Origin of the sequence: Bradyrhizobium retamae (assembly GCF_001440415.1) — a bacterium.
Lineage (GTDB): Bacteria > Pseudomonadota > Alphaproteobacteria > Rhizobiales > Xanthobacteraceae > Bradyrhizobium > Bradyrhizobium retamae.
On sequence record NZ_LLYA01000184.1, the window covers coordinates 15,977 to 38,639 of the forward strand.

13 protein-coding genes and 1 pseudogene are annotated in these 22,663 nt (G+C 60.0%); 12 read left to right on the forward strand and 2 right to left on the reverse strand.

Annotated elements, in window-relative coordinates:
- The first annotated feature begins 36 nt into the window (after window positions 1-36).
- From tssC to tssG, 4 genes are read left to right on the forward strand one after another with little or no spacing between them, the layout of a single operon-like run.
- Window positions 37-1,521, forward strand: coding sequence for a type VI secretion system contractile sheath large subunit (gene tssC, locus CQ13_RS31090; protein WP_057846631.1), 1,485 nt, complete (start codon window positions 37-39; stop codon window positions 1,519-1,521).
- Window positions 1,522-1,533: 12 nt separating this feature from the next.
- Window positions 1,534-1,929, forward strand: a complete 396-nt coding sequence (gene tssE, locus CQ13_RS31095; RefSeq protein WP_057846632.1) for a type VI secretion system baseplate subunit TssE — start codon at window positions 1,534-1,536, stop codon at window positions 1,927-1,929.
- Between the two features lie 4 nt (window positions 1,930-1,933).
- The gene (tssF, locus tag CQ13_RS31100) at window positions 1,934-3,682 is read left to right on the forward strand and encodes a type VI secretion system baseplate subunit TssF (protein WP_057846633.1); all 1,749 of its coding nucleotides are present in this window, start codon (window positions 1,934-1,936) and stop codon (window positions 3,680-3,682) included.
- Window positions 3,646-4,632 (forward strand): type VI secretion system baseplate subunit TssG, encoded by a 987-nt coding sequence (gene tssG / locus CQ13_RS31105; RefSeq protein WP_057846634.1) that lies wholly within the window; start codon window positions 3,646-3,648, stop codon window positions 4,630-4,632. Before tssF ends, tssG begins: the two co-directional genes overlap by 37 nt.
- 576 nt (window positions 4,633-5,208) lie before the next feature.
- Here the strand turns inward: tssG and CQ13_RS41740 are convergent.
- A pseudogene (locus tag CQ13_RS41740) lies at window positions 5,209-6,111 on the reverse strand (IS110 family RNA-guided transposase); the annotation flags it as partial.
- 235 nt (window positions 6,112-6,346) lie between these two features.
- Between CQ13_RS41740 and CQ13_RS31120 the strand changes: the two are divergent.
- The 8 genes from CQ13_RS31120 (at window position 6,347) to CQ13_RS31170 (ending at window position 21,300) form a co-directional block, all read left to right on the forward strand.
- Complete coding sequence (locus CQ13_RS31120) at window positions 6,347-7,714, forward strand: IS110 family RNA-guided transposase (protein WP_057846636.1); 1,368 nt, start codon at window positions 6,347-6,349, stop codon at window positions 7,712-7,714.
- Between the two features lie 1,574 nt (window positions 7,715-9,288).
- Complete coding sequence (gene tagH / locus CQ13_RS31125) at window positions 9,289-11,034, forward strand: type VI secretion system-associated FHA domain protein TagH (protein ID WP_082637738.1); 1,746 nt, start codon at window positions 9,289-9,291, stop codon at window positions 11,032-11,034.
- A complete protein-coding gene (gene tssJ / locus CQ13_RS31130) occupies window positions 11,034-11,543 on the forward strand; it encodes a type VI secretion system lipoprotein TssJ (protein ID WP_057846638.1) in 510 nt (169 codons plus the stop codon). Before tagH ends, tssJ begins: the two co-directional genes overlap by 1 nt.
- 74 nt (window positions 11,544-11,617) lie before the next feature.
- A complete protein-coding gene (tssK, locus tag CQ13_RS31135; protein ID WP_063800194.1) occupies window positions 11,618-12,958 on the forward strand; it encodes a type VI secretion system baseplate subunit TssK in 1,341 nt (446 codons plus the stop codon).
- 14 nt (window positions 12,959-12,972) lie between these two features.
- Window positions 12,973-13,854 carry a type IVB secretion system protein IcmH/DotU gene (gene icmH, locus CQ13_RS31140; RefSeq protein WP_283807543.1) on the forward strand — a complete coding sequence of 294 codons (882 nt, stop codon included), beginning with the start codon at window positions 12,973-12,975 and terminating at the stop codon, window positions 13,852-13,854.
- 12 nt (window positions 13,855-13,866) lie between these two features.
- Complete coding sequence (tssM, locus tag CQ13_RS31145) at window positions 13,867-17,421, forward strand: type VI secretion system membrane subunit TssM (RefSeq protein ID WP_156434007.1); 3,555 nt, start codon at window positions 13,867-13,869, stop codon at window positions 17,419-17,421.
- Window positions 17,422-17,751: 330 nt separating this feature from the next.
- On the forward strand, window positions 17,752-18,615 hold the full coding sequence (locus CQ13_RS31155; protein ID WP_245309439.1) for a serine/threonine-protein kinase: 864 nt from the start codon (window positions 17,752-17,754) through the stop codon (window positions 18,613-18,615).
- A 1,860-nt stretch (window positions 18,616-20,475) separates the two neighbouring features.
- Window positions 20,476-21,300, forward strand: coding sequence for a hypothetical protein (locus tag CQ13_RS31170; protein WP_156434008.1), 825 nt, complete (start codon window positions 20,476-20,478; stop codon window positions 21,298-21,300).
- Between the two features lie 1,150 nt (window positions 21,301-22,450).
- Here CQ13_RS31170 and CQ13_RS45060 read toward each other — a convergent pair.
- On the reverse strand, window positions 22,451-22,663 hold a 213-nt coding region (locus CQ13_RS45060; RefSeq protein ID WP_210183084.1), incomplete at its 5' end, for a hypothetical protein.

Sequence of the window (22,663 nt, forward strand, 5' to 3'; positions counted from 1 at the left end):
GCGGATCAACGAGCTGTTTTGAGGAGCAACGGCGCTATGACCGATACAAGCGCGCAGCAGCCGGCCGAAGTCGCCACCACGACCACTGACGTTTCGCTGCTGGATCAGATCCTCGTCGAAACCAGGATCACCCCGCGCGACGAAGGTTACGACCTCGCCCGCCGGGGCGTCGCAGCTTTCGTCGCCGAGCTCATCAACCCGAGCCGGGCCGACGAGCAGGTCAACAACGCGCTCGTCGATCGGATGATCGCGGAAATCGATTGCAAGATCTCGGCTCAGCTCGACGACGTGCTGCACACGGACGAGTTCCAGGGGCTCGAGTCGGCCTGGCGCGGGCTTAAGTTCATGGTCGATCGCACCGATTTCCGTCAGAACATCAAAATCGAAATCCTCAGCGTCAGCAAGGATGAACTGCTTACCGACTTCGAGGACAGCCCGGAGATCGTCAAGTCCGGCCTTTACAAGCACGCCTACACCGCAGAGTACGGCCAGTTCGGCGGCGAGCCTGTCGCGGCCATGATATCGGCCTACGAGTTTGGCAGTGGCAGCCAGGATGTTAAGCTGATGCGGTACATGAGCGCGGTGGCCGCCATGTCGCATGCACCAGTCATTGCCTCCGCTGCGCCAGACATGTTCGGCGTCGAACGTCATGAAGAGATCGCGGGTCTGAAGGACTTGCAATCGGTGTTCGAGGGACCAAAATACGCCAAGTGGACATCATTCCGCGAAAGCGAGGACGCTCGCTATTTCGGCCTGACGCTGCCGCGCTTCCTGCTGCGCTTGCCCTATGGTCCAGAGACCGTTCCGGTGAAGGCGTTTAATTACCAGGAGGCCTCAGATGGCGAAACCGATAACTACCTCTGGGGCAACGCTGCTTTTGCGTTTGCGACGCGCTTAACCGAAAGCTTCGCCAAATATCGCTGGTGCCCGAACATCATCGGCCCCCAGTCTGGTGGGGCGGTTGAGGACCTCAATCTGCATGCCTATGAGGCGATGGGGCAATTGCAGACCAAGGTGCCGACCGAGGTCCTCATCTCGGACCGGCGCGAGTTCGAACTTGCCGAGCAGGGCTTCATCGCACTGACCATGCGCAAGGGGGCTGACAATGCCGCTTTCTTCTCAGCAAATTCCGTGCAGAAGCCGAAACATTTCGGTAACACCCAGGAAGGCAAGACGGCCGAGCTCAACTACAAGCTCGGCAGCCAGCTGCCTTACATGTTCATCATCAATCGGTTCGCGCACTACATCAAGGTGCTGCAGCGCGAGAACATCGGCTCGTGGAAGAGCAGGGAAGAGCTGCAAGGCGAGCTGAACAACTGGATCCGCCAGTATGTCGCCGACCAGGAGAATCCGTCGGCAGAGGTGCGCTCGCGGCGGCCTTTGCGAAAGGCGGAGATCATCGTCGAGGACGTCGAAGGTGAACCGGGCTGGTATCGCGTCGGCATCGCCGTCGTTCCACACTTGAAGTACATGGGCGCGGATTTTGCTTTGACGCTCAAGGGTAAGCTCGACAAGCAGTAGAGGTGGTAGGCGATGTTCGACCGCAGCCTTATGGAGCGCTTGGAGGACGGGACGGCGACCAATCAGCCCTCGTTCGACCGTTTCCGGGCAAGCGTCCTGGAAAACTTACGTCGGGTTCTGAACTCGCGCCAGGGCTGCTGCGAAACACGGCCGGACTTCGGCATGCCCGACCTCAACGATGCGATCGGGCAGGGAGCCGACGCGGTGCGCGCGCTCGCACGTTCGCTCAAGCAGCAGATCGAGACATTTGAGCCGCGCTTGAAGAATGTTTTGATCCGCTTTCATGCCGATCCCGACAACTCGCTGCAGCTGAGTTTCCACGTCAACGCGACGCTCGATTATAACGACCAGGTGGAGCCGGTTGCCTTCGATGCGATCTTCGAGAAGCACATCCAGGTGAGGGGCTGAAGCGGTGGCCCTTAATCCCTATTACGAGGATGAGCTGTCCTATTTGCGCGAGCTCGGCACTGACTTCGCTTTAGCCAATCCGAAGCTTGCGCCATTTCTCGGGCGTGACGCCACTGATCCCGACGTAGAGCGGCTATTGGAAGGCTTCGCCTTCCTTGTCGCGCGGCTGCGCCAGAAGCTCGACAACGAGTTTCCCGAATTCGTCCACGGCCTGTTGCGGATGGTATGGCCGCAATATCTTCAACCTCTGCCGCCCATTACGACTCTGGCCTTTGCCGTGAAGCCATCGGCGAGCGCCGCGAGCCTGAACGTACCGGCCGGCACGAGCGTTCGCTCGCGTCCAATTGAGGGAACGAACTGCACGTTCGTCACCTGCTACCCAATTGACGTGCTGCCGCTGGAGATTATCGACGTTCAGCTCGAGAACCGGACGAGTTCGGCTCGCCTTATTTTGGGTATCAAAGCGACCGGCCAGCAAAACCTGTCATGTCTTAAGAATGGTCGGCTCCGCCTCTTCTTCTCGACGGAGCGAGAGCCGCAAGTGGGGCGCTATCTGTTGACGTGGCTGTGCCGTCACGTCACGCAGGCAACCGTCACCGTGGCGGATCGACAGGTCGCCGCAATCGGCTCGGCACAGATCGCACCAATCGGCTTCAGCGATGACGAGGCGGTCTTGCCCTGGCCGCGCAACGCCTTCTCAGGATTCCGGATCATTCAGGAGTATCTCGGTTATCCGTCGAAATTTCTCTACGTCGAATTGTCCGGTCTCGAGCCCCTCGCAGCCCACACGGAGACTGAGTGCAGGCTCACTTTCGAGTTTCGGCGCCCGTTCCCCGCCCAGTTGCGCGTCGGCAAGGGCCAAATTTGCTTGAACTGCACGCCAGCAATCAATGTCTTCAGCCATGAGGCCTCGCCAATTCGGCTGAATCGGACCAAGACCGAATACCGCGTGCTTGCCTCGGGAGGGCCGAACTTCTCAATCCGGTCCGTCGATCGTGTGACCGGCTATGTGCAAGGCCGTCCCGAACGCATCGAGTTCGAGCCATTCGATCTGTTGCGCCACGACCTCCCCGGCGCCGAGCGCAACCGCGCCTACTTTCGCGAGCATATCCGGCCGGCGGTGGTCGGCCGGGGCGTCGATCACTATGTGAGTTTCGTTGACCGGCTCGACATCGGCCAGCACCCGCCGATCGACGTCGCATCCCTGCAATTGACCTGCTCCAACGGATCCATTGCCGACCGGTTGCCTATCGGTAGCGTGGATCTGCCGACCTCCGACACGCCTCGCTCCGTCACCTTCTCCAATATCACGGCAGTCATTGCAGAAGTGCCGCCACCGGTCAGTGATGGTTTGTTGCGGCGGTTGACGGCCAATCTGGCGCGGAATTACGGCGCCATGGCCAACATAGGTACGTTGCGGACCGTTCTTGCCAGCTACGAGTTCCGTGCAGTCTACGACGTTCAGGCGCGTCGCCGCCTGGAATTATTGCTCGAAGGCCTCGACCAGTTCGTTACCACGGACACCGATCACGTGGTGCGCGGCGCCCCGGTCCGAATGCGAAACATCGAATTGGCCGTGATCGACAGCAAGATCGGTGGTGAGGGCGAATTGTTCCTGTTGGGGTCGGTGCTTGACGCCTTCTTCGCGACGTTTGCTGGCATCAACATGCTGCACCGGTTTTCGGTCCGCGGCACGGAAAGCAACGCACACTACCTATGGCCAGCGAGAATCGGATCGATCACCCCGTTCTGACCGCGCCCGATGAACGCGATGAGCTTTCGGCTTGCGGGTTCTTCTCGCTCGCCGCGCTTCTCGAGCGGCGCTTCAGCGACGTTCCCCCGATCGGATCCACCGACGATCCCCGGCGTGAGGCGGTGCGCTTTCGCGCGGCGCCGACGCTTGGCTTTCCTGCCGAAGAAATCGCGGAAGTGAGACAGATCAAGGCCGCCGGCGAGCGCGTGGAGGTAACCGTCAATTTCCTCGGGCTGCACGGCCCCTCCTCGCCGCTGCCGGCCTTCTACACCGAACGGGTCATGCACGCGGACGGCATGGGATCGCTCGGCGACTTTTTTGATTTTTTCAATCACCGTCTGATTAGCCTGCTGCTGCGGATCTGGCGGTACTACCGCCACCATTTGCGGTTCGAGGAGGGCGCAACCGACGCGATCTCGGTGCTGATTGGTGCGCTCTTTGGCCTCATGCCCGGGGAAAACACAGCCAACGAACGGGAATGGCGGGCACGGCTGCTGCCGCATGCCGGTGTCCTTGCATTGTGCAGCCGGTCGGCCAAGCTTCTGGCCGGCGCAATTTCTAGCCATCTGAATATTTCGGCCCGGGTCGAGGAATTCATCTGGCGCGAGATCGACATTCCAGTGGAGGCGCAGTGGCGCCTTGGCCGGCCTGGCCTTGAGCTCGGCGTTGACACCCTTGCTGGCGAAACCATGCCGGATGTCGTGGGCAAATTCCGGCTTTGCCTCGGCCCGGTCAACCAGCAGCAGTTTCGGTCGCTGCTGCCCAGTTGCGAGACCCACGCCATCCTTTGCCGTCTAATTAACGTCATTCTGCGCGAGCCTTTGGCATGGGATCTCCAGCTAGAATTAGCGCCCGGGCAGACGCCGGAATGGATTCTGGGCGAAGGAGAATTGGGCTGGACTACATGGATCGACCCGCCCAAGGGAACCGGAAGCTTTGTTCTATTGTGATTGTCTTCTAGTTTCTTGCGCATGGTCCGAAGTTGACGCGAGCGGAACTCGATCAAGTCGAGCGCCCCGTCGGTGGCCGACCTAAATGATGTTGTTTTGGTGAGTTGACGGCTCGTTCTATCCTTGGCCGGTTGCGTCCTCTCATTCCAGCAAGGAGAAATTTGCGCCCTGGGCAGAAACCGCGCTGCCTCTCGTGAAGATCACCCGCGACTACGGGACGTTGAACTGGACGCCTGTCGCCGGGTCTACTCGACGGCAGTACGAGCAGCCTATGCTAATGCGCTCGATCCGGATTGGGTCCTGTGTGGACGACGCCAACGTCGCAAGAAGAATCTGACGTGCAGCTTGCGGTCGGGTGCAAGTCATGTGTCCGGCCTGTTTGCGCGGCACCATGACCGCTGGCCCTGATGTAGTCCGCGGATCGGGTCCCAATCATTCGCACGGGCTTTGCCGCCCATGACCCAGAAGCGGGTTGTCCCAATCGACGGCTCGACCGTTTCGCATCACGCCATCATCACCCTCGCAATTCGGTTGTCTTGCTCCGCCGTCGCCTCAGGCTCCTATTGCCAAGCCTCTTCAGGCGGCTGCAGCAAGCTCCGGCGCTCGATAGTATCCTCCCTTGGCCATGATCGCCCAAGCGATGTGCGCCATCTTGTTGGCAACGGCAACGGCGACGAGCTTGGCCGGCTTCTTGGCCAGCAGCCTCATGACCCAAGGATGCTTTTGCGGCTGCTGCCGGGCGTGTCGAACAACGGCTGTTGCACCGATGACGAGCAACCGTCGGAGATAGCGATCTCCTTGCTTGGAGATGCCGCCGAGCCGCTCCTTGCCCCCCGTCGAATGCTGCCGCGGCACAAGTCCGATCCATGCCGCAAAATCCCGACCGGATTTGAAGTCACTCGGGTCTGTGACAGTAGAGGCAATGGCCGTGGCCCCGATCACGGCAATCCCGGGCACGGTCTCGAGGCGGCAGCTCATGTCATTGGCACGATGATGGGCGTGAATGGCGCGATCCAGAGTCCCGATTTGCAATTCCAGAGCAGCGAGTTGGTCGACAATGGCCTGCAGCGCCTGTTTCATCGCAGATGGAAGAGCTTCACGGTTACTTTCGTCCGTGATGATCGCGGCAAGCCGCGCGAGACCTTCGCGCCCTCGTCTCCGCAACGAGGCCGAACTCGGCAAGGTGGGCTCGGAGCGCATTGATCAGCTACGTGCGCGATCCCGCGTTCGATGCAACATCAGCAAGGCTTGCTGATCGGCCGACTTGATCGGCACGAACCGCATTGATGGGCGTGTCACGGCCTCACAAATGGCGGCTGCGTCGGCAGCATCGTTCTTCGACCGTTTGACATAGCCCTTCACGTAGCTCGGCGGCATCAGGCGCACGGTGTGACCGAGCTTGGAGACTTCACGCGCCCAATGATGAGCGGCTCCGCAGGCTTCCATGCCGACCAGGCAAGGGGGAATCTTGCTAAAGAACCGTCCAGCAGGGTGGTGCGCCTGTGCGACGTAGAAACGGCCTTGTGCTAGCTTCTGCGGTTGGGAGGGTAGCGGCCGTTCGATTATTGGAGGCACAATCCCCGTTAAAAAACATGGTCCATGGGTGCATGCGGGCTTGAGAGTGGTGACGTCGCCCAGGCGGCGATCCCGATTAGGAAGATGACGATTGGCATAGCCCAGACCCTCCCTGCTCATCATTGATTGGAGGATTGCTATGCCCAAGAAGACGACCGGTGGCCGACCGGAATTGAAGGCGGTCAACGTTGGGGCCGCCGCCATCGATATCGGATCAAAGATGCACATGGCTGCGGTTAACTCCGCTTGCGCCGACGTGCCTGTGCGCTCTTTTGGCACATTTACGCAAGACCTGCATGAGCTCGCGGACTGGTTTAAAGCCTGCGGCGTGACGAGCATCGCGATGGAATCCACTGGGGTCTATTGGGTCCCCGTCTACGAGATCCTGGAGCAGCGCGGGTTTGATGTGATTCTGGTCAATGCGCGGTACGCTAAGAACGTGCCCGGGCGGAAGACCGATGTCAGCGATGCCGCGTGGTTGCGGGAGCTTCATTCCTATGGCCTGTTACGCGGCAGCTTCCGGCCTAATGCCGAGATCGCAACGCTGCGCGCGTATCTGCGCCAGCGCGAGCGGCTGGTGGAATACGCCGCGGCCCATATCCAGCATATGCAGAAGGCCCTGATGGAGATGAATCTGCAACTCCATCATGTGGTCTCCGATATCGCGGGCGCGACCGGCATGCGGATCATCCGAGCCATTGTTGCAGGCGAGCGGAACCCTGACGTCTTGGCAACCTATCGGGACGTGCGATGCCATTCATCCATCGAGACGATCCGCGCGGCGCTGGTGGGCAACGACCGGCACGAACATGTCTTCGCGCTGACCCAATCGTTGGAACTCTACGACATCTACCAGGCAAAGATGCTGGACTGTGACCGCAAGCTCGAGGTCTTGCTCGCGGGACTAAACGATAGAGGCGCAAAACCGGTCGGAAGGCTGGCCAAGCCGCGCATCAAGACCAAACAGGTCAACGCGCCCACCTTTGATGTCAGGACGGCCCTTTACGGCGTGCTTGGCGTCGATTTGACTGAGATCCATGGGTTGGGTCCATCGTTGGCCTTGAAGCTCGTCGGTGAGTGCGGCACCGATCTAAGGGCATGGCCCAGCGCCACGCACTTCACGTCCTGGCTGTGCCTAGCACCAGGTAACAAAATCTCTGGCGGCAAGGTGTTGTCCTCGCGCACACGCAGATCTTCCAGTCGCGCAGCCGCACTTCTGCGGTTGGCAGCCACTACCGTCGGGAGGAGCGATACGGCGCTCGGAGCATTCTATCGCCGGCTAGCCTCGCGCGCGGGCAAGTCGAAGGCCGTGACGGCGACCGCCCGCAAGATTGCGGTTCTGTTTTATAATACCCTCCGCCACGGCATGAGCTACAAGGATCCCGGGGCAGACCACTATGAGCAACAATACCGTAGTCGCGTCCTCGCGAACCTTCAGCGCCGGGCCAAGACGCTTGGCTTCATGTTGCAGTCCATTCCGGAGAACGCCAATCCGGCTGTTTCTTAGGAAGTCGATGACCTGCTTGCGACGCAACTGACGGGTGATGACGACCTTGCCCGCGCTATCCACGCCGTGCACTTGGAATACATTCTTGGCGAGATCAACGCCGATGGTACTAACCTGCATGTGGACGACCCCCTCCGGTGATTCGTTGTTCAACGATCACCCTTTGGCACATTCGATGCCGGTAGCGGGCGTCGTCCACCACATCATTCGCGTTTACGAGAGGGCTCAGATCTTCAAGTAGCTTGCGCGAAGCGCTCGGGACGTACGTACCGAGATAGGCGACGTCGCCTTCCAGCGGGCCCGGCCCGGGGAAGGAGCGGATTTCGAGTCCCGGGATGGAGAACTTCGTGCGGGCGCTCCCGTTGGTGTGGTTGCAGAAGATCCAGTCCGGATATTTAGGGCGGCCGTCCTTTCCGCGGTCCCTCCAGGATTGACCATCAATGCCGTTCGCCCGGTGAGGACGGCGCCGGGTGTCGGCTTCCCGAGTATCGGCGCCCAACGGGCGTAGGCCAGCTCCTCCGGAGAACGGCTGTCCAGTTCGCCGTAGACGCCCTCCGCGATCCGGACGAGCTGCCCGGACTCCGCCTGACGTTGGATCGCGCGATCGTGAGCTCGATCGCCCCGCCGGTAAATTCAAGGCCGTCTGTCACGACCGGAGGCCATTGAAGATTTATTCTTGTCGCTAAAGACAACTTAATGTGGAGATTTTGTCGCAATTTAGAACTTAACAGGACGAAACCTGCAGAACACAATTTTGGAATGGAACTGGGGCCGAATAACCATGTTGTCGCTATGGTTGATATAATCTGGCAATATGTCGCTACTGGCAACTTATCACTATGATTTGCCTCCGAACTTCCATCCAGCAGTGCTTTGCGTCTCGGATCAGTCATCAACAAACCTTTCGAAGTGCCTGAAGTCACGGATAACGCGGTCGTCCACGAAAATCGCCAAGATCAAGGCGTGGATCGCCCGACCGCCGAGTCGTCGTGGTCTGGCAGACTTCGTCTTTCCGTCGATTGAAGGATACGATTCCAGTGTTGGACCGTCGGCGTCCGGCGTGGAAGCGACGCTTACCGATTCAGCACGGATGGACGACACAGACGGGATGAAGCAAAGAAAACGCCATATCGGGCATCAGGTTGAGACATGTCCGGTGTCCGACAGCCGCAACGCCTCTGTCAGGTTGAGAACACCTGCCGCGTTTCGCCGAACCTAAGTTTTTTCAACCTAATCAGCAGCTTAAATGTGGGGATGCCATTGGCACGGCCGTTGCTATTGAGATCTGGCAACACTGATTGGCTGAGTACACGCAGATGCGTAAGACGAGCGATGCTCTCCTGTCCTTAGGGCCGTGTGCCTCGATCCTGAGAGGAAATGCCGGCGCGTCCTCCAGTGGACCTGAGAACGCACGAAAAGATCTTCGTTCTTCCTGCACAAAAGGGGCGCGTGCACCAGTCGATCGGCTCCACAACAATGGTGCGGAACAGGCGGCGGCAATGCTGGTGCGCACGCAATTCTAAAGCGACGCTCGATATTGATGTGCGCTGGGTGAGCAAGCCTGAGGGGGCGGGATGCATCTCATACTCGAAGTCGTCGGAGAGAAGGCTGAGCCGCTAGGTCGTAACGCTAGACAGGCGTTTGGACCAAAAGGGGGCTCCCTGGGGCGCGGGTTCGGCTGCAACTGGCAGCTTCCAGATCGAACCAATACGCTGTCAGCACGCCACGCATTGATCGCATTTAATGGCATCGGCTTCATAATCACCGACACCAGCACCAATGGTGTCTACATCAACACCGTTGACGCGCCGTTGGGACGCGGCAATACAGCACCGTTGGCCGATGGCGATACACTCTACATGGCGAGTTACATCATCTCGGTCGTGATCGAGAACGATCCTGTCGAGGAACGTCAACGGCTCGGGCTGACGGGCTCGAACGCTGTGCGTCTCGGCGGTGCAACACGGACGTTGCCGTCGCCTTTCCTCGCCCAAGAGTTTGCGACAGCACATGATTCGACTGCCGGACTATTAGGCGTCGTTGCGAATGTTCAACTCGACCCGTTAATGGCGCCCGGCAACACCCAATTGTCCTCCTATTCAGCTGCGAAAGTGGAGCCGCAAGCCGTCGTTTCGCGACAAACGACCCATCCGTTGTGTTTGCCTGGAGACGAGACGCTCGGCAACGACACAGGCTCTGTCGAGCCGAATCTGCTGGCAGACGTTCCGCAGCGGCCGTCCAGCTCGGCCATCGCGGTCATGCATCCCTCGGGTGCGCTGTTGGGCAAAATTCCATCAGTTCCGTTATCGTCGGTGGCCCCCCCGCTTGTCGAGCCATCGAATCCGCCTCCGCCGTCGCTCTCGGATGAAGGTTGTGCACCGGCGAATGGTCAACCTGCGTCAATCATTCCTGAGGATCTCGACCTTAGCGATCTGTTGCCGGGAGCGGCCTCGCGCCGGACGCCATGGGTGCCATCGCAGCGAACAAATGCGCGTCTCGACATACCGAACGAAGCGCTGCAGATCGCGCGCAAGCCGCTCGCTCCTCCCCCGACGAATGATCTCGGGAAATTACGGGATCCTGGCACAAGGTCGCCCCCGCCCGATGAGCGGGAGCTTGATCGGCTGGCGGGCCTGAAGGAAGCTGCTGCGCAACGCGCTGTCGGCGCTCCCGAAATGAGCAGGGCGACAACCAGCAGGGCTCCGCCGTTGCTTGCGGCCTCTCCGTCCGACGCAGACGAACTGCAGGCGTTCTGGAATGCGCTCGGGTTCAATCCGGACCTTGTGCCACCAGCACAGCGCCGAGAGTTCTTTGCCGAACTCGGCCGTGCAATCGCCGAGATGACGAACGGCCTACATTCGATACTGGCGGCGTGGGCTATGGTCAAGAACGAGTGCCAGATCGGGCCGACGCAGACACGCGCTGGGAACGACAACGCAGTGCAGTTCACCAACAGCAGTCATGCCCTGCGCGAGGCACTCGCAAAGGATCGCGGATTCCTGTTGCTCTCGCGGTCGGTGCGCGCAGGCTTCGACGACATCAAGGCTCATGAGGTCGCGGCCATAGCGGCGATGAGAGGGGCGGTCAGCAATGTGCTAACGCGTATGAGTCCCCCGCGTATCGAGAGCGACGGTGCTAACAGTGGGCTTTTCGGCGCCCGCATCAATAAGGCCAAGTTGTGGGATCGATTTGTGGAACTGCACGCGTCGATGGTCAGTGACATTGATCGAACTGCTCGCTCCTATATCGCAGAAGAGTTTACCCGAAGCTACGAGTCGCAACTCTCAGCACCTGGCCAGAATGAAGGGAAGACGGCGTAATGGCGCCGCCGAACAAACTTCAGCGGTTGTTCATCGTTGGCGGTGCGTTGCTGGTGGCCGCTGCAGCCACTAGTTGTTCGACTGACAAGACCGCTAAGACGACGCCGATCAAGTTCGTGGTCGAGGCCGATGAACTCGTCAATCCAAACGCGCACGGCAAGCCGTCGCCGGTTGTCGTCCGTATCTATGAGCTGAAGTCGACGGCCAGTTTCACGCAAGCGCAGTTCTTCGAGCTGTTTGACGATGACGCCAAACGCCTCGGGCCGGATCTGGTGGCTAAGCGCGAGATCGAGCTGACGCCTGGCGAAAAATTCGATTTCGAGCGCAACACGCCGATCGAGACTCGAAATGTCGGCGTGATCGCCGGCTTCCGCTCGGGCAATGATGCGCAATGGCGCTCAACTGCCGAAATCAAGCCCGATCGCGACAACAGGATCTCGGTAAAGCTGACTGCGCAGGCTGTCAGCATTGAGGAGGAGACGAGCCGAAACTGGTGGAAAATCTTCTGACCAGTCCGTCGTGATCGCAACGGCCGCCGGGCCGATGCACCTTTTGTAAAGTCAGCGAAGAGGCGCCTGAAACAGTGTCTGCGACAAGCAAACCGATCTGGTCCGAAGGCATGTTGGTGCGGCCGCAGCACTTTCAGCAATACGACCGCTGGATCGAGCAACTGGTCGAGAACCGCGTTGCTGGTCTGGTCGGCTACGGCTGGGGCGTTCGAAAAATTTCCTTTGATCGTAATCTTCTGGCGCTTGGCCAAGTCGCCCTGACCGAACTTGAAGCCATTATGCCCGACGGCACGGCCCTTCGCATGCCGGAGCATGTCCGCCTTCCGATCGCACGAATCCCTCCGCCGACTGCGAAAAACCTGCTGGTCAAGATCGCAGTGGGCACGCGCCGACAGGCCGGCAGCGACGTCTGTTCCGGGGATGAACTATCGCGCCGCCACGATCAGGAGGTCTTGCAGTTCCGGAATGCGAGCGCGCCTGAAAAGGCTCCGGTCGATATCAGGGTTGCGTCGCTAACAACACATCTCATGTTCGACGGCGAGGAGCAGGGTGATCTGATCTCGCTGCCTATTGGCCGCATCCGTGATATCGATCCGGCTCGCGCGATTACTTTATCCGACACCTACGTTCCGCCCGCCATCGACATTCACGCAGCCAAGCCGCTGATTGCGCTGTTGAACGAGGTCAGATCGCTGCTGCGGACACGCGCAGAGGCGCTTGCTGCGCGCGCGGATCCCTCGCGCGCGACGGCAGACGGAGCCGGACTGATTGACCTTGTCACTTTGTCGGTCGTGAACGGCGCAGAAGCCGTGTTCGACCACTTCGCAGCAACACGTGGGCATCATCCTGAAACCCTCTTCCGCGCATTGCTGAGCCTTACCGGGCAGCTGTCGAGCTTCGTTGGCGACCGCCGCATACTGCAAGGGATGCCTCCCTATCGGCATGAGGATCTCGAAAGCTGCTTCACGCCGTTGGCTGATATCCTGCGTCGGCTGCTGTCTGTCGTGATCGAGAGCGCCGCAATATCGCTCCCGTTGCAGGACCGGGCCTACGGCATCCTGATCGGCCTGATCACCGACCGCACCTTGTTCCAGGACTCTCGGTTCGTTCTCGTCGCCGTGGCAAGCGTACCGACCGAGACGTTGCGCAACCAGCTTCCGGCGCAGATGAAAGTAGGCTCGGTCGAGCAGATTCGCGATCTCGTCAATCTTCAGCTCCCGGGTGTCCCGATTCACGCGCTCGCGGTGGCGCCGCGCGAGTTGCCCTACATCCAGAATGCCGTCTATTTCGAGCTCGACCAGTCGGTGGAGCTGTGGCGTATCCTGCCGCGCTCGGCGGCCTTTGCTTTCCACGTCAGCGGTGACTACTCCGGTCTCCATCTCGAGTTCTGGGCCATCCGTAGGCAACGTGCGTGATGGGCCCGAAACACATGGATGAACCGACAGTCATTGGACGCAGGCCAGTCGGTCCGACCCGTAACACTCAAAGCGGGCAACCTTCCGCTTGCGGTCCGCCGAAGATCGAGGCCCCGACCGGTCCTCACACGTGGTCACCTGTACCTGAATCCGACGACGTATGGGCCGCCAACCATACCGAGATCGTTCTGCAAAATCTCTTCGAGCCAAAGGCAGTGGAGGACGCCTTGGTCGCGGCCGCGACACCGCTCCTTTTGGTCGTCGCGCAGCTTCGCGTCGTCAGCAATGCCGATATCGGCGCGCTGCGTCGCGGGATGGTCGAGCAAATCCGCCGCTTCGAGGAGCGTGCCGCCAAAGATCAAGCGGGCGGCGGCGATATAAGAGCCGCCCGTTACGTGATATGCGCGTTGCTGGACGAAGCAGTGATGACCACGCATTGGGGCAGTGAAAGCGCCTGGAGTGACAACAGCCTGCTCAACCAGTTCCATAACGAGACGTGGGGTGGCGAGAAGGTCTTCCAGATACTCGAACGCGTGCAGGAAAAGCCGGCCAAATACCTCGCGTTGCTGAAGCTTATCAACATCTGCTTGTTGATGGGGTTTGAGGGCAAATATCGTGTGGTGGAAGGGGGCCGCGAGCGGCTTGAAGACCTGCGTTCCGACGTTCAGCGTTTGTTGCGGGATTATGCGAGCGAACCACCGGCCGAACTATCGATCCGATGGCGCGGCGCCAAAGTGCGTACGGGCGTGCGTCGCTACGTGCCGTTATGGATCATCTTTGTCGCCGGCGTCGTCACTATGCTGACCAGCTACAGCGTCTTCCATTGGCGCCTATCGGACGAACTCGCGCCCGTCGAGCAGCTGCTCGTCGTGATCGGCCAGTCTGGGCCACGCTAAAGGGAGGTGCAGGTGTTTGGCGCTCAATTGGCGGCACTCTTTTCGGTTCGAGGCATCATCACGCTGACCGCCTTGTTGATGGTCGACGCGTTGATCTGGTTCGGCGGCCCCAACCTTGACCTGTTCGGTCAGCATCCGTTCGACTCGGTGATTGTTCGTGCCGCTACAATCGGCTGCCTCTTCCTGGCGGTCGTCGTCATCATCCTTGTCCGTTACTGGCTGGCGCGCCGTGCTAACCGGCGTGTTATCATGTCGCTGATGGAGAGCGAGGGCCTCGGCACGACGTCCAAAAATCGTGGCCAGGAGGAGGTCGAGCTGATCCGTAGACGCTTCGAGGACGCGCTGAAGGTCCTGCGCGATACAGTGTTCGCCGGCAAGCGCGGGCCGAGCTATCTGTTCGAGTTGCCCTGGTATATCATCATTGGGCCATCGGGCGCCGGCAAGACAACGATCCTGCGCAACTCGGGCCTCGAGTTTCCGCTGACTGAGCGGCTCGGCGTCGATCCGGTGGCGGGCCTCGGCGGCACGCGGAACTGCGACTGGTGGTTTACCGAAGAAGCAGTCTTTATCGACACGGCAAGCCGTTACACGACACAGGATACGGATGCCGAGGTCGATCGCGCGGCCTGGCACGGCTTTCTCAATCTTCTCACGATGCATCGGCGCCGGCGGCCGATCAACGGCATCTTGGTTGCGATCAGTCTGTCCGATCTCTTAATGGGTAACGGGCGCAGGCTCGCCCAGTCGATTCGTTCGCGGATACATGAGCTACTGAAGACGTTTGGCATGCGCATTCCGGTCTATGTTCTGGTGACCAAGTGTGATCTCGTGCCCGGCTTCGCTGAATATTTCGACGATCTCGACCATGAGGACCGCGCCCAGGTCTGGGGCAAGACCTTTCCTCTCGAGGGGCCAGGCGATCACATCGACGATGTCGTAACGCTTGAGATCCAGGAACTTGCCGAGCGGCTCGAGAGCAAATTGGCGTTTCGCATGCATGACGAACGCAATCCCAACCGTCGTGCAATGATGTATCTGTTCCCGAAAGAATTGTGGAGCATCCGGACCGCGGTCGCCGGCTTCGTTAGCGAGGTCTTCCGGCCGAGCCGCTTCGAAGTGCGACCAATGCTGCGTGGGATCTACCTGACAAGCGCCGCCCAGGAGGGAATGCCGGTTGAGAGGATGAGCGGTGCAATCAGAAGGAATTTCGGTCTGCACGCGGGCCCGCCCACGTCGTCAGTCGGGCCGGGAAAGACATTCTTCATCAAGCAGTTGCTGACCGATGTGATCTTCGCGGAGCAGGGACTGGTCGGCCGCAATCTCAAACTCGAACGCAAGCTCGCGATGGTGCACTGGGGTGGCTATCTCGTGGCGGTCATACTGGCGGTAGCCGCATTGACTCAGTGGTACGACGCCTTCGCCCGCAGCGAAGCGCGCATCGCTGAAACCAGAATGGCCGCACAGACGACGCAAGCGCGCCTCAAGGAATCGCGCGAGCCGCTGAACCTGATAAAGCTCCTGCCGACCCTCAATGCCGCGCGCCGGCTGCGTCTGGCAGCTGGCGAGAACACTTGGGTTGCATGGCTAAGTGGCCTCGGGATTTCGGCGAACCCGGTGCTCGCGCCAGCCGCGCAACAAGCTTATGATCAGATTCTGGTCGACCGCCTGCTGCCGGTTTTTGCCGGAAGGCTCGCCGTTCGCATCGACGAGCTATTGCGGTCTGGCAATGATACTCTGCTGGACCAAGCCAAGGAAAGGTTCCGCACCTATTTGATGCTGAGCGATCCGAGGCATTTCGATCGCGGCAACGTCGAGCAGGCTATGCGCAGTGAAGTGGCGCTTGCGTTTGCGCTCGAGACGACATCAGCGGGCGAACTGCAGGAGCATTTTTCGCGCCTCATCGAGTTGCTGCCGAAGCCCATCACGAATGACCAGAAATTCGTGATTGCGGTCGGCTCGCGGCTTATGGAACGTCCCCTCGTCGAGCAGGTCTACGCCCGGCTTTTGCGCGAAGGCGCTCAGAACACGCGGCTCCGGCCAATCGACCTGGTCAGTCTGCTGGGAGCCGGCCAGCTGGAGATAAAGTCCCAGGCTGTTTTCCCCACAATTGGCCAGCAGGAGCTAGCTTCTTCGGGTGGTACTGCGATCATCCCGGGCATCTTCACACGGGCTGGTTTGATCGATTTCCTGCTGCCGCACCTTCCACTCATCATCCAAGACGAGCAAAGCGGCGACTGGGTCCTTGCCGGCAGCTCCTTCGACGCGGCGGATACACAACAAGTCGTGCGCAAGGTCATCGATCGCTATGTTGCCGATTACATTCGCATTTGGACAAACGCGCTGAGCAGCGTCCGCGTCGTCAAGTTCGACGATATACAGCGCGCCTCGGCGATCCTGCGCGGGCTGGCCGGCCCGGAAAGCGCACTGCAGCAGATCATTTCCCTCGTACGCGACAATACGAACCTGCCGCCGCCCGGAGAGCAAACCGCGGCCAAGGCGGGTGAGACAACGGCCGCCGTGTTCTCGGCGGCATTCGGCGACGCCCCCTGGCCTGGAACACGGATCACCGAAGCCTTCCGGCCTCTGGTCCAACTTGGCATAGGCGGAGCCTCGGGACAGGGGGCCAGCATGGATCGCATCCGCGATCTTTTCGGCGGCCTGTATGCAACGATGGCCAGTATCGCGACCGCGCCCGATCCCGACCAGGCCGCATTTCAGCTCTTTCAGCGGCGCGTCAAGGATCCGAGCAACGATGCCTTCGGCACCTTGCGCGCTGACTCGGCGCTACGACCCGAGTTGGTCCGTACCATCATGAACGACATCGCGCTCTCGACATGGAGCGTCTTGCTTCGACAGGCACACGGTCATGTCAATGCTGTGTGGACGCGGGAAGTGGCGCCGATCTGCCAAGCTGGCGTCTACCAGCGTTATCCATTGTTTGCGGCCGCGACCGAGGACGTAACTTTAAAGGACTTCAGCGATCTCTTTCGCCCCGGCGGAATCCTCGATGACTTTTTTCAGAAATACCTGTCGCCATTCGTCATCGAGGGCAGAACCGGCCTTGGGCTGGCAACCATCGACGGTGCGGCGGCGCCGATCCATGCTGATGCCCTGACTCAATTTCAGCGCGCGCGAGAGATTCGCAGGTCCTTTTTCAGCGGCTCGGGCTTCGCACCGGCCGTGAAGTTCAGCATCAAGCCGCTCTATCTCGCCTCTAAACTTCTGCGCGCGACTTTTGTCATGGATGGCAGGGAGATCGTCTATCGTCACGAGGCGCCCCGTGCCTACGACCTTGAATGGCCGAGTCGAACCGATGCAAGCACGGCCTCCGTCACACTTGTCTCCGTGGATAGAACTGAGGAGAAGGTTGAGCGCTCGGGCCCTTGGGCTCTGTTCCGTCTCGTCGACGCCTCGCGGCCCTCCTCGCGTGGCGCTCCCGACCGTTTCACCATCACAATCGGTCGACCTGACCGGCCCGGCGTGACCTATGAACTGCGGCCGGAAAGTGTAAGCAATCCGTTCAGCTTGGGTGCCCTTCGTTCGTTCCGATGTCCGGATCACCTATGATAGGAGCGCCATGAAAGTTCTTTTTAGCTTTTTCGGGAGGAGGCGGGCACATGCCGCTGGCGGCACCTTGGCCCGAGGGGTTGGTTCGGCCGCAACGCTGGTACGCCGTCCCCTGGTGGCGACGAGTAAGCTACGCGACACGTGCCAGGTAGGCCGCAACCAGATCGTAACGGCAACACCGTATCACGAGCTCAACGGATTATTGGCGGTCGACGTTCCGACGGGCAGGGTCCTGCCTTGCGCTCTTGCGCAACAGGCTATCAACGACACGAGTGCGATCGTCGAATGCCTGGCCGAGGCTGCATTGTGAGTACGGCCCCCTTGGGATACGTGCTCGGCGGCCGTTTCGACCTGGCGGAGGTCATTAGCGAGGGCGGCACCAGCACCGTCTATCGTGCGATTGATCGCATCGGCCTGTGGGCGCGCGAACAAACTCCAGAAGTCGCAGTGAAGGTCATCCAACCACATGCGAAGATCCGCCAGGAATTAGTGGAGTTGTTGCACCGCGAGGCGCGTCTTTTACGTGATTGCGTACACCGGAATTTGGTGCGGATCTACGATTCCGACTACGACGGCAAGTACCATTACCTAGTCATGGAGTTCTTAAAGGGCCGCTCGCTGGCGCAGATCCTGGTCGATCGTCAGGGACGGCCGCTGTCACCCTCTGTGTCCTTTCAGATCGTCCGCGCCGCCGGGCAGGGCCTCGTCCACATGCATCGTCTAGGGATCGTCCATGGTGACCTCAAGCCGAGAAACATCTTCATGACCTCGACCGGCGAAATCAAAATTGTGGACTTTGGGACAGTCCTCATGCTGGACGGTCCGCGGCACCACGAAAGGGCTGCGGCTCTGCTCGATCAGATTGGACTGTTGACGCCGGCTTATGCGTCGCCGGAGATGCTGATGGGTGAGCCACGGGCAGAAAGCGACGATGTCTATTCTCTCGCGGTGGTCGCCTACCTGACCCTGACCGGCACCCACCCGTATGCGCAGTGGCCAGCCAACGAGGCGCTCAACGCAAATCTCACACCGCCGCCGCCGCCGACTATTTCGCCAGCGCAATGGCGGGTGCTCGCTTCGGGCCTTGCCCTCAACCGCCGCGACCGTATCGAAACCGTCGGTGAGTTTGTCCAGCGCCTTGGCCGCCCGCCCTGGTTCTACCGATTGTGCGGTCAACGCGCGCCGCTGTCGTAAAGCGAGAGCAGGCGCCCTCGAAGCTACATTTCTCTGTAGGAAGCAAAAAAGCCAGAATGCGAGGTCATCGAGAGCGGACAGGCTCTCTTTTTGAGTGCTCATCGGCAACGCGAGAGAGGATCTCTCCTCTCCGCCAGAATTCGCCCGAAGCGCCGCAATTCAAATTGTATCGAGATTACGGCGCGGCTCACCCGTTTCGGATTGACGGCCAGATCAAGCAATCTTTGCATACGGCCGACTTGGACGAGGCGAACACCTCCGCTGCCAGAACGCACCCCTGTACGACGAGCGGTCTCGGCCGAATTTGGAGACCGGCGCCAGGGAGGCCGCCCGACCGCTCGTCGCGCCGGAAAATCGCGAGCCCGGCCATGCGGATATTTTATAAAATGCCAACGCCGGTTCCTTCATTTCTTCTTTTTGGGGTGTGGCACCTCTACGCCGATCAAGTCCATTTCCCACCCGCCTGAGCCGCCAGAAAACGCGCCACCCCGAGCAGTTCAAAGAAGGCGACATCTACATTGCTCGCTATGTTTTCACGAGGCCCGCGATCATCGGCGAACCGAATTGGCACTTGGCACTGCCGGCAATCCTGCTATCGCGATCAACGTCGCTCGACACGCCAATAGCGCCACTCATTGGTGGCCTTAGACGTTGCTATGACCGCGGTTCTCTGGCTTGCGCGGAAGGCAACATCGAGACCAAGTTTTCCTCGCGGCCAGGCACCCACTTGCCGGCGCAAAGCGTCAACCAGGAGAAGCTTTTCGATGCCGCGGATCGGGACGGCCCCGTGCCAGCGGACAGCTTCTATGGGCCGGAGTTTTGCACGGAATGGGTTTAACGACCCACTCGCTGGTCTAGCGTAAATTGTGAATCAAGAGGAAGGTTGCGCCGGGCAGTGCGGGCCAACCTCGCCAATGTCGGCAACAATCACCTGGGAGCAAATCCGGGGGCCTCGATATTCGATCGCCGATCGTACCTCCGAAGTGGGACGATCGCTTTCGGACGCCGCTCGTAAGTCAGACATTTACAACCTAATCGGTGGACGCGCGCCGGCACAGTCTTTGCTAATGAGATGCTTAGTCATTCTCATTCAGATCGGAGATGGATATGTCAGGCACCGGGGGAGTTCGCACATTTCCCAATCTCGGACTGACAGCACTGAGGGCAAGACCAGGTCTCGAGATGAAATGGGTTTTGCTCCTGGCGAAAGTAGCCGAACCTCCAGTTCTGTTCCGCTCGAGATGTGTCCTGAATCGCCAGACCTAGTGGCTCCCGCCGTTCGCATGGAGCGCGGCGCACTAAGTCGGGAAGTCAACGTGTCAGGCTCTGGTGGCGAGCCCGGGTCCAGCAATCAAGCACTGCACCGGCGAGCCGCGCTGGTTCCTTATCCGGAAGACGCGGCGCTGATCAGCGCGGCGGGCCAGGCGGCCAGAGCCGATATTGCGGCGCGGCGTCCCTGGGAGAAGCTCGGGAGTCTGTCACAAGTCTCCTGTGCTGCTTATAATCTTCGCAAGTTTAGCGATTGGCTTCGAAGAGAGTATAAAACCGCGATAGCCGGCCGCCTCAGCGAGGCCTCGCTGGAAGAAGATACCATCTCGTTCTCGCGTGCCTACTCGAGGAGTTGCCTCAGTGCCGGCTCATGATGCTTCAAAGGCACCGTGCCGAGCCCGGGCCCGGCGATCAAGCACCGCGCCGGCGAACCCGGCGGGTTATCCAGAAGACGCGGCGCTGATCAACGCGGCGGCCGAGGTGGCCAAGGCGAACATTGACGCCGGGACGCCCTGGCCCTTCGTCGGAACTCGGAAAAGAGTCAATCAAGCAGGTCGGCGTCTTAAGGGGTTTAGCGAGTGGCTCAAAAGGATGAGCAAAAGAGCTATAGCCGACCGCCTCAACGACGTCTCGCTGAAAGAAGACATCACGGCGTTCTATAACGCTAAGCATCAGTACAGCGTGGACTCTGGCGTCAGGATGCTTCGGGAGCACGCGAGGGACCTGGAGGAGTTCGCCGCGGACCTGGAACAGCAGCTTGAACTAAATGAGGCACCGTCGGCGGCTGGAGAAGGTGCTCACCAGTACAGCTCGCTACAGCCGCTCTTCACCCAACTATTCGGGGAAACGCCGCCATCGGAATCACCACCGTCGTCTCCAGGGTTGCGCGGCGGCGGTTCGGATCTTAATGCGGCCATATCGCCCATGATGCGCGACGATGCTTTCGATGCGCCGATGCCCGACATCGCTGAGCAATCGCCGTCCGCTGGTGAAGCCGGTGGTTCGCACTTGAGAGACGACGCTCAGCGTCACAGCGCGCTACAACTGCTCTTCACGCAACTGTTCGGGGAATCTCCGCCGCCATCGGAATTACCACAGTGGTCTCCAGGCTTGCGCGGCGGCGGCTCGGATTTTAATGGGGCCATATCGCCCATAACGCGCGACGCTGTGGCACGAGAGGATTTCGGATATATCATCGACCTTGGCTGGGGTCACGGGCCCCAACCAGCCCCAGACGTCCTGATCGGTGCACTCAACAGAAGGAGGATTTTGCCGACACCGCTCCAGCCGATGATAGACATTTACATCCGCGGTCAGCCCTATACAGCGCAGTTGGGGAGAGGGAACAGGGAAGTGAGCCCGAACAATCCGCTAGGCTTGAATATTATTCTGATCCCTCGACTTAAAGGAGGTTGAATACCGTCCTTGCAGATCTAGGAACTGAGTAGCCGAAGATCTGGGCGTGCTCTGCTCCAATTCGATTCGCCGACGCGCATTGGGGAAAAAAGGACGGACTAAATCGGCGCTTTGGTGTCGGGCGACATGGACGTGGGTGGCATATTGCCTCAGGTGACAATGTTACCGAAGCGGATCGTGGTTTCTTTCTGGATCGGGCTTGAAGTCGAGCCCACGAACGAGCCATGGAAATAGATTCTGCTCGCGTTCGAGAGCCTCGACGATAACAGCCGCCTCACGCACGATGAGCGGAAAGCTTTCGGTCCACCCCGCTGCGACGTCCACCATTGTTAGCGTCTCAATGAAGGCGCCGGCATACGAGCATGCCGCCGTGCACAACTAGATCCGCTTCGCAGTAACGCGGCGGAGGTGACCCCCAGTCATTGAACGCGCGCACCAGGGCTTGCCGCCGCACGGCAGTGGAAAAACCTGCCTGTCGTGTTCGCTCGCCAACTGCCCCGATCTTCGCGGCGCTTAACAGGCGGTCGATCGTCGCCGCGCTTACCGTCAAGATTAGCGGTCGCTCACCCGCAGAGAGCTCCAATCTGACATGCCGTTCGAGCGCCGGGCGCAACAATGGGATCATCACAACCAGCCGCTTGCTGCAAGGCTGGTCGGAAGCGTCCCACAACGCGATCAGGGCATCCCTAACGGACGGACCGTACGTCCGACCTCGTCGGCGGTCGTGCGAGATCATCTCCGGGCTGAAGTTGCCTCCTTGTGCATTGACGATGAAGCGCCAGCGGGAACACCCCCACTGCCGGATCACTCCGATCGAAAGCGTACTGCATGCATGAAACGATTATCGCGCAGTTCTCTCGCCCGCCGGCATCAAGCGTCGGCGGGCCGTAATGCCGACTGCTTCCACAAGGCTCCGACGGAGAGCCTCTTCCACATCCTCAAGGCAGACCATGTCCGTCACCGCCCATACCAAAATCGCGCCGCCGCGGCGCGCGACATATTCGCCCTCACCGCATGTTTCTACAATTGAACCACGCTTCATTCCGCGAATGGAATTCACCAATCCAGAATGAGCCGCGAGCCCAACACGCCCATACATCGGGACAAGATCACTCATTGCCGAGCTTGCCTGACGCTGCCTGAATTTCGACTATCGCTCGGCATGGGAGTTCGTCCACGACAGTAAGCTCAGCTTCAAAAAACGCGTGTTGGCTGGCGAACGCGATTTTCCCGAGATCGCGCCGCGGGTTGTCCAGTGGACAAACACCAAGATCGCATCGAAGCGAGCGGCTAGTGGTTCATCATAGCGATTTTGACGTTTTGATACCGAGCCATTCGAGGATGGGCAAGTTTTCCGGTGCCC

Coding starts and splice junctions, on each gene's coding strand:
- tssC (WP_057846631.1), top strand. CDS start 37: ATGACCGATACAAGCGCGCAGCAGCCGGCCGAAGTCGCCACCACGACC.
- tssE (WP_057846632.1), top strand. CDS start 1,534: ATGTTCGACCGCAGCCTTATGGAGCGCTTGGAGGACGGGACGGCGACC.
- tssG (WP_057846634.1), top strand. CDS start 3,646: ATGGCCAGCGAGAATCGGATCGATCACCCCGTTCTGACCGCGCCCGAT.
- CQ13_RS31120 (WP_057846636.1), top strand. CDS start 6,347: ATGCCCAAGAAGACGACCGGTGGCCGACCGGAATTGAAGGCGGTCAAC.
- tagH (WP_082637738.1), top strand. CDS start 9,289: ATGCATCTCATACTCGAAGTCGTCGGAGAGAAGGCTGAGCCGCTAGGT.
- tssJ (WP_057846638.1), top strand. CDS start 11,034: ATGGCGCCGCCGAACAAACTTCAGCGGTTGTTCATCGTTGGCGGTGCG.
- icmH (WP_283807543.1), top strand. CDS start 12,973: ATGGATGAACCGACAGTCATTGGACGCAGGCCAGTCGGTCCGACCCGT.
- CQ13_RS31170 (WP_156434008.1), top strand. CDS start 20,476: ATGAGCAAAAGAGCTATAGCCGACCGCCTCAACGACGTCTCGCTGAAA.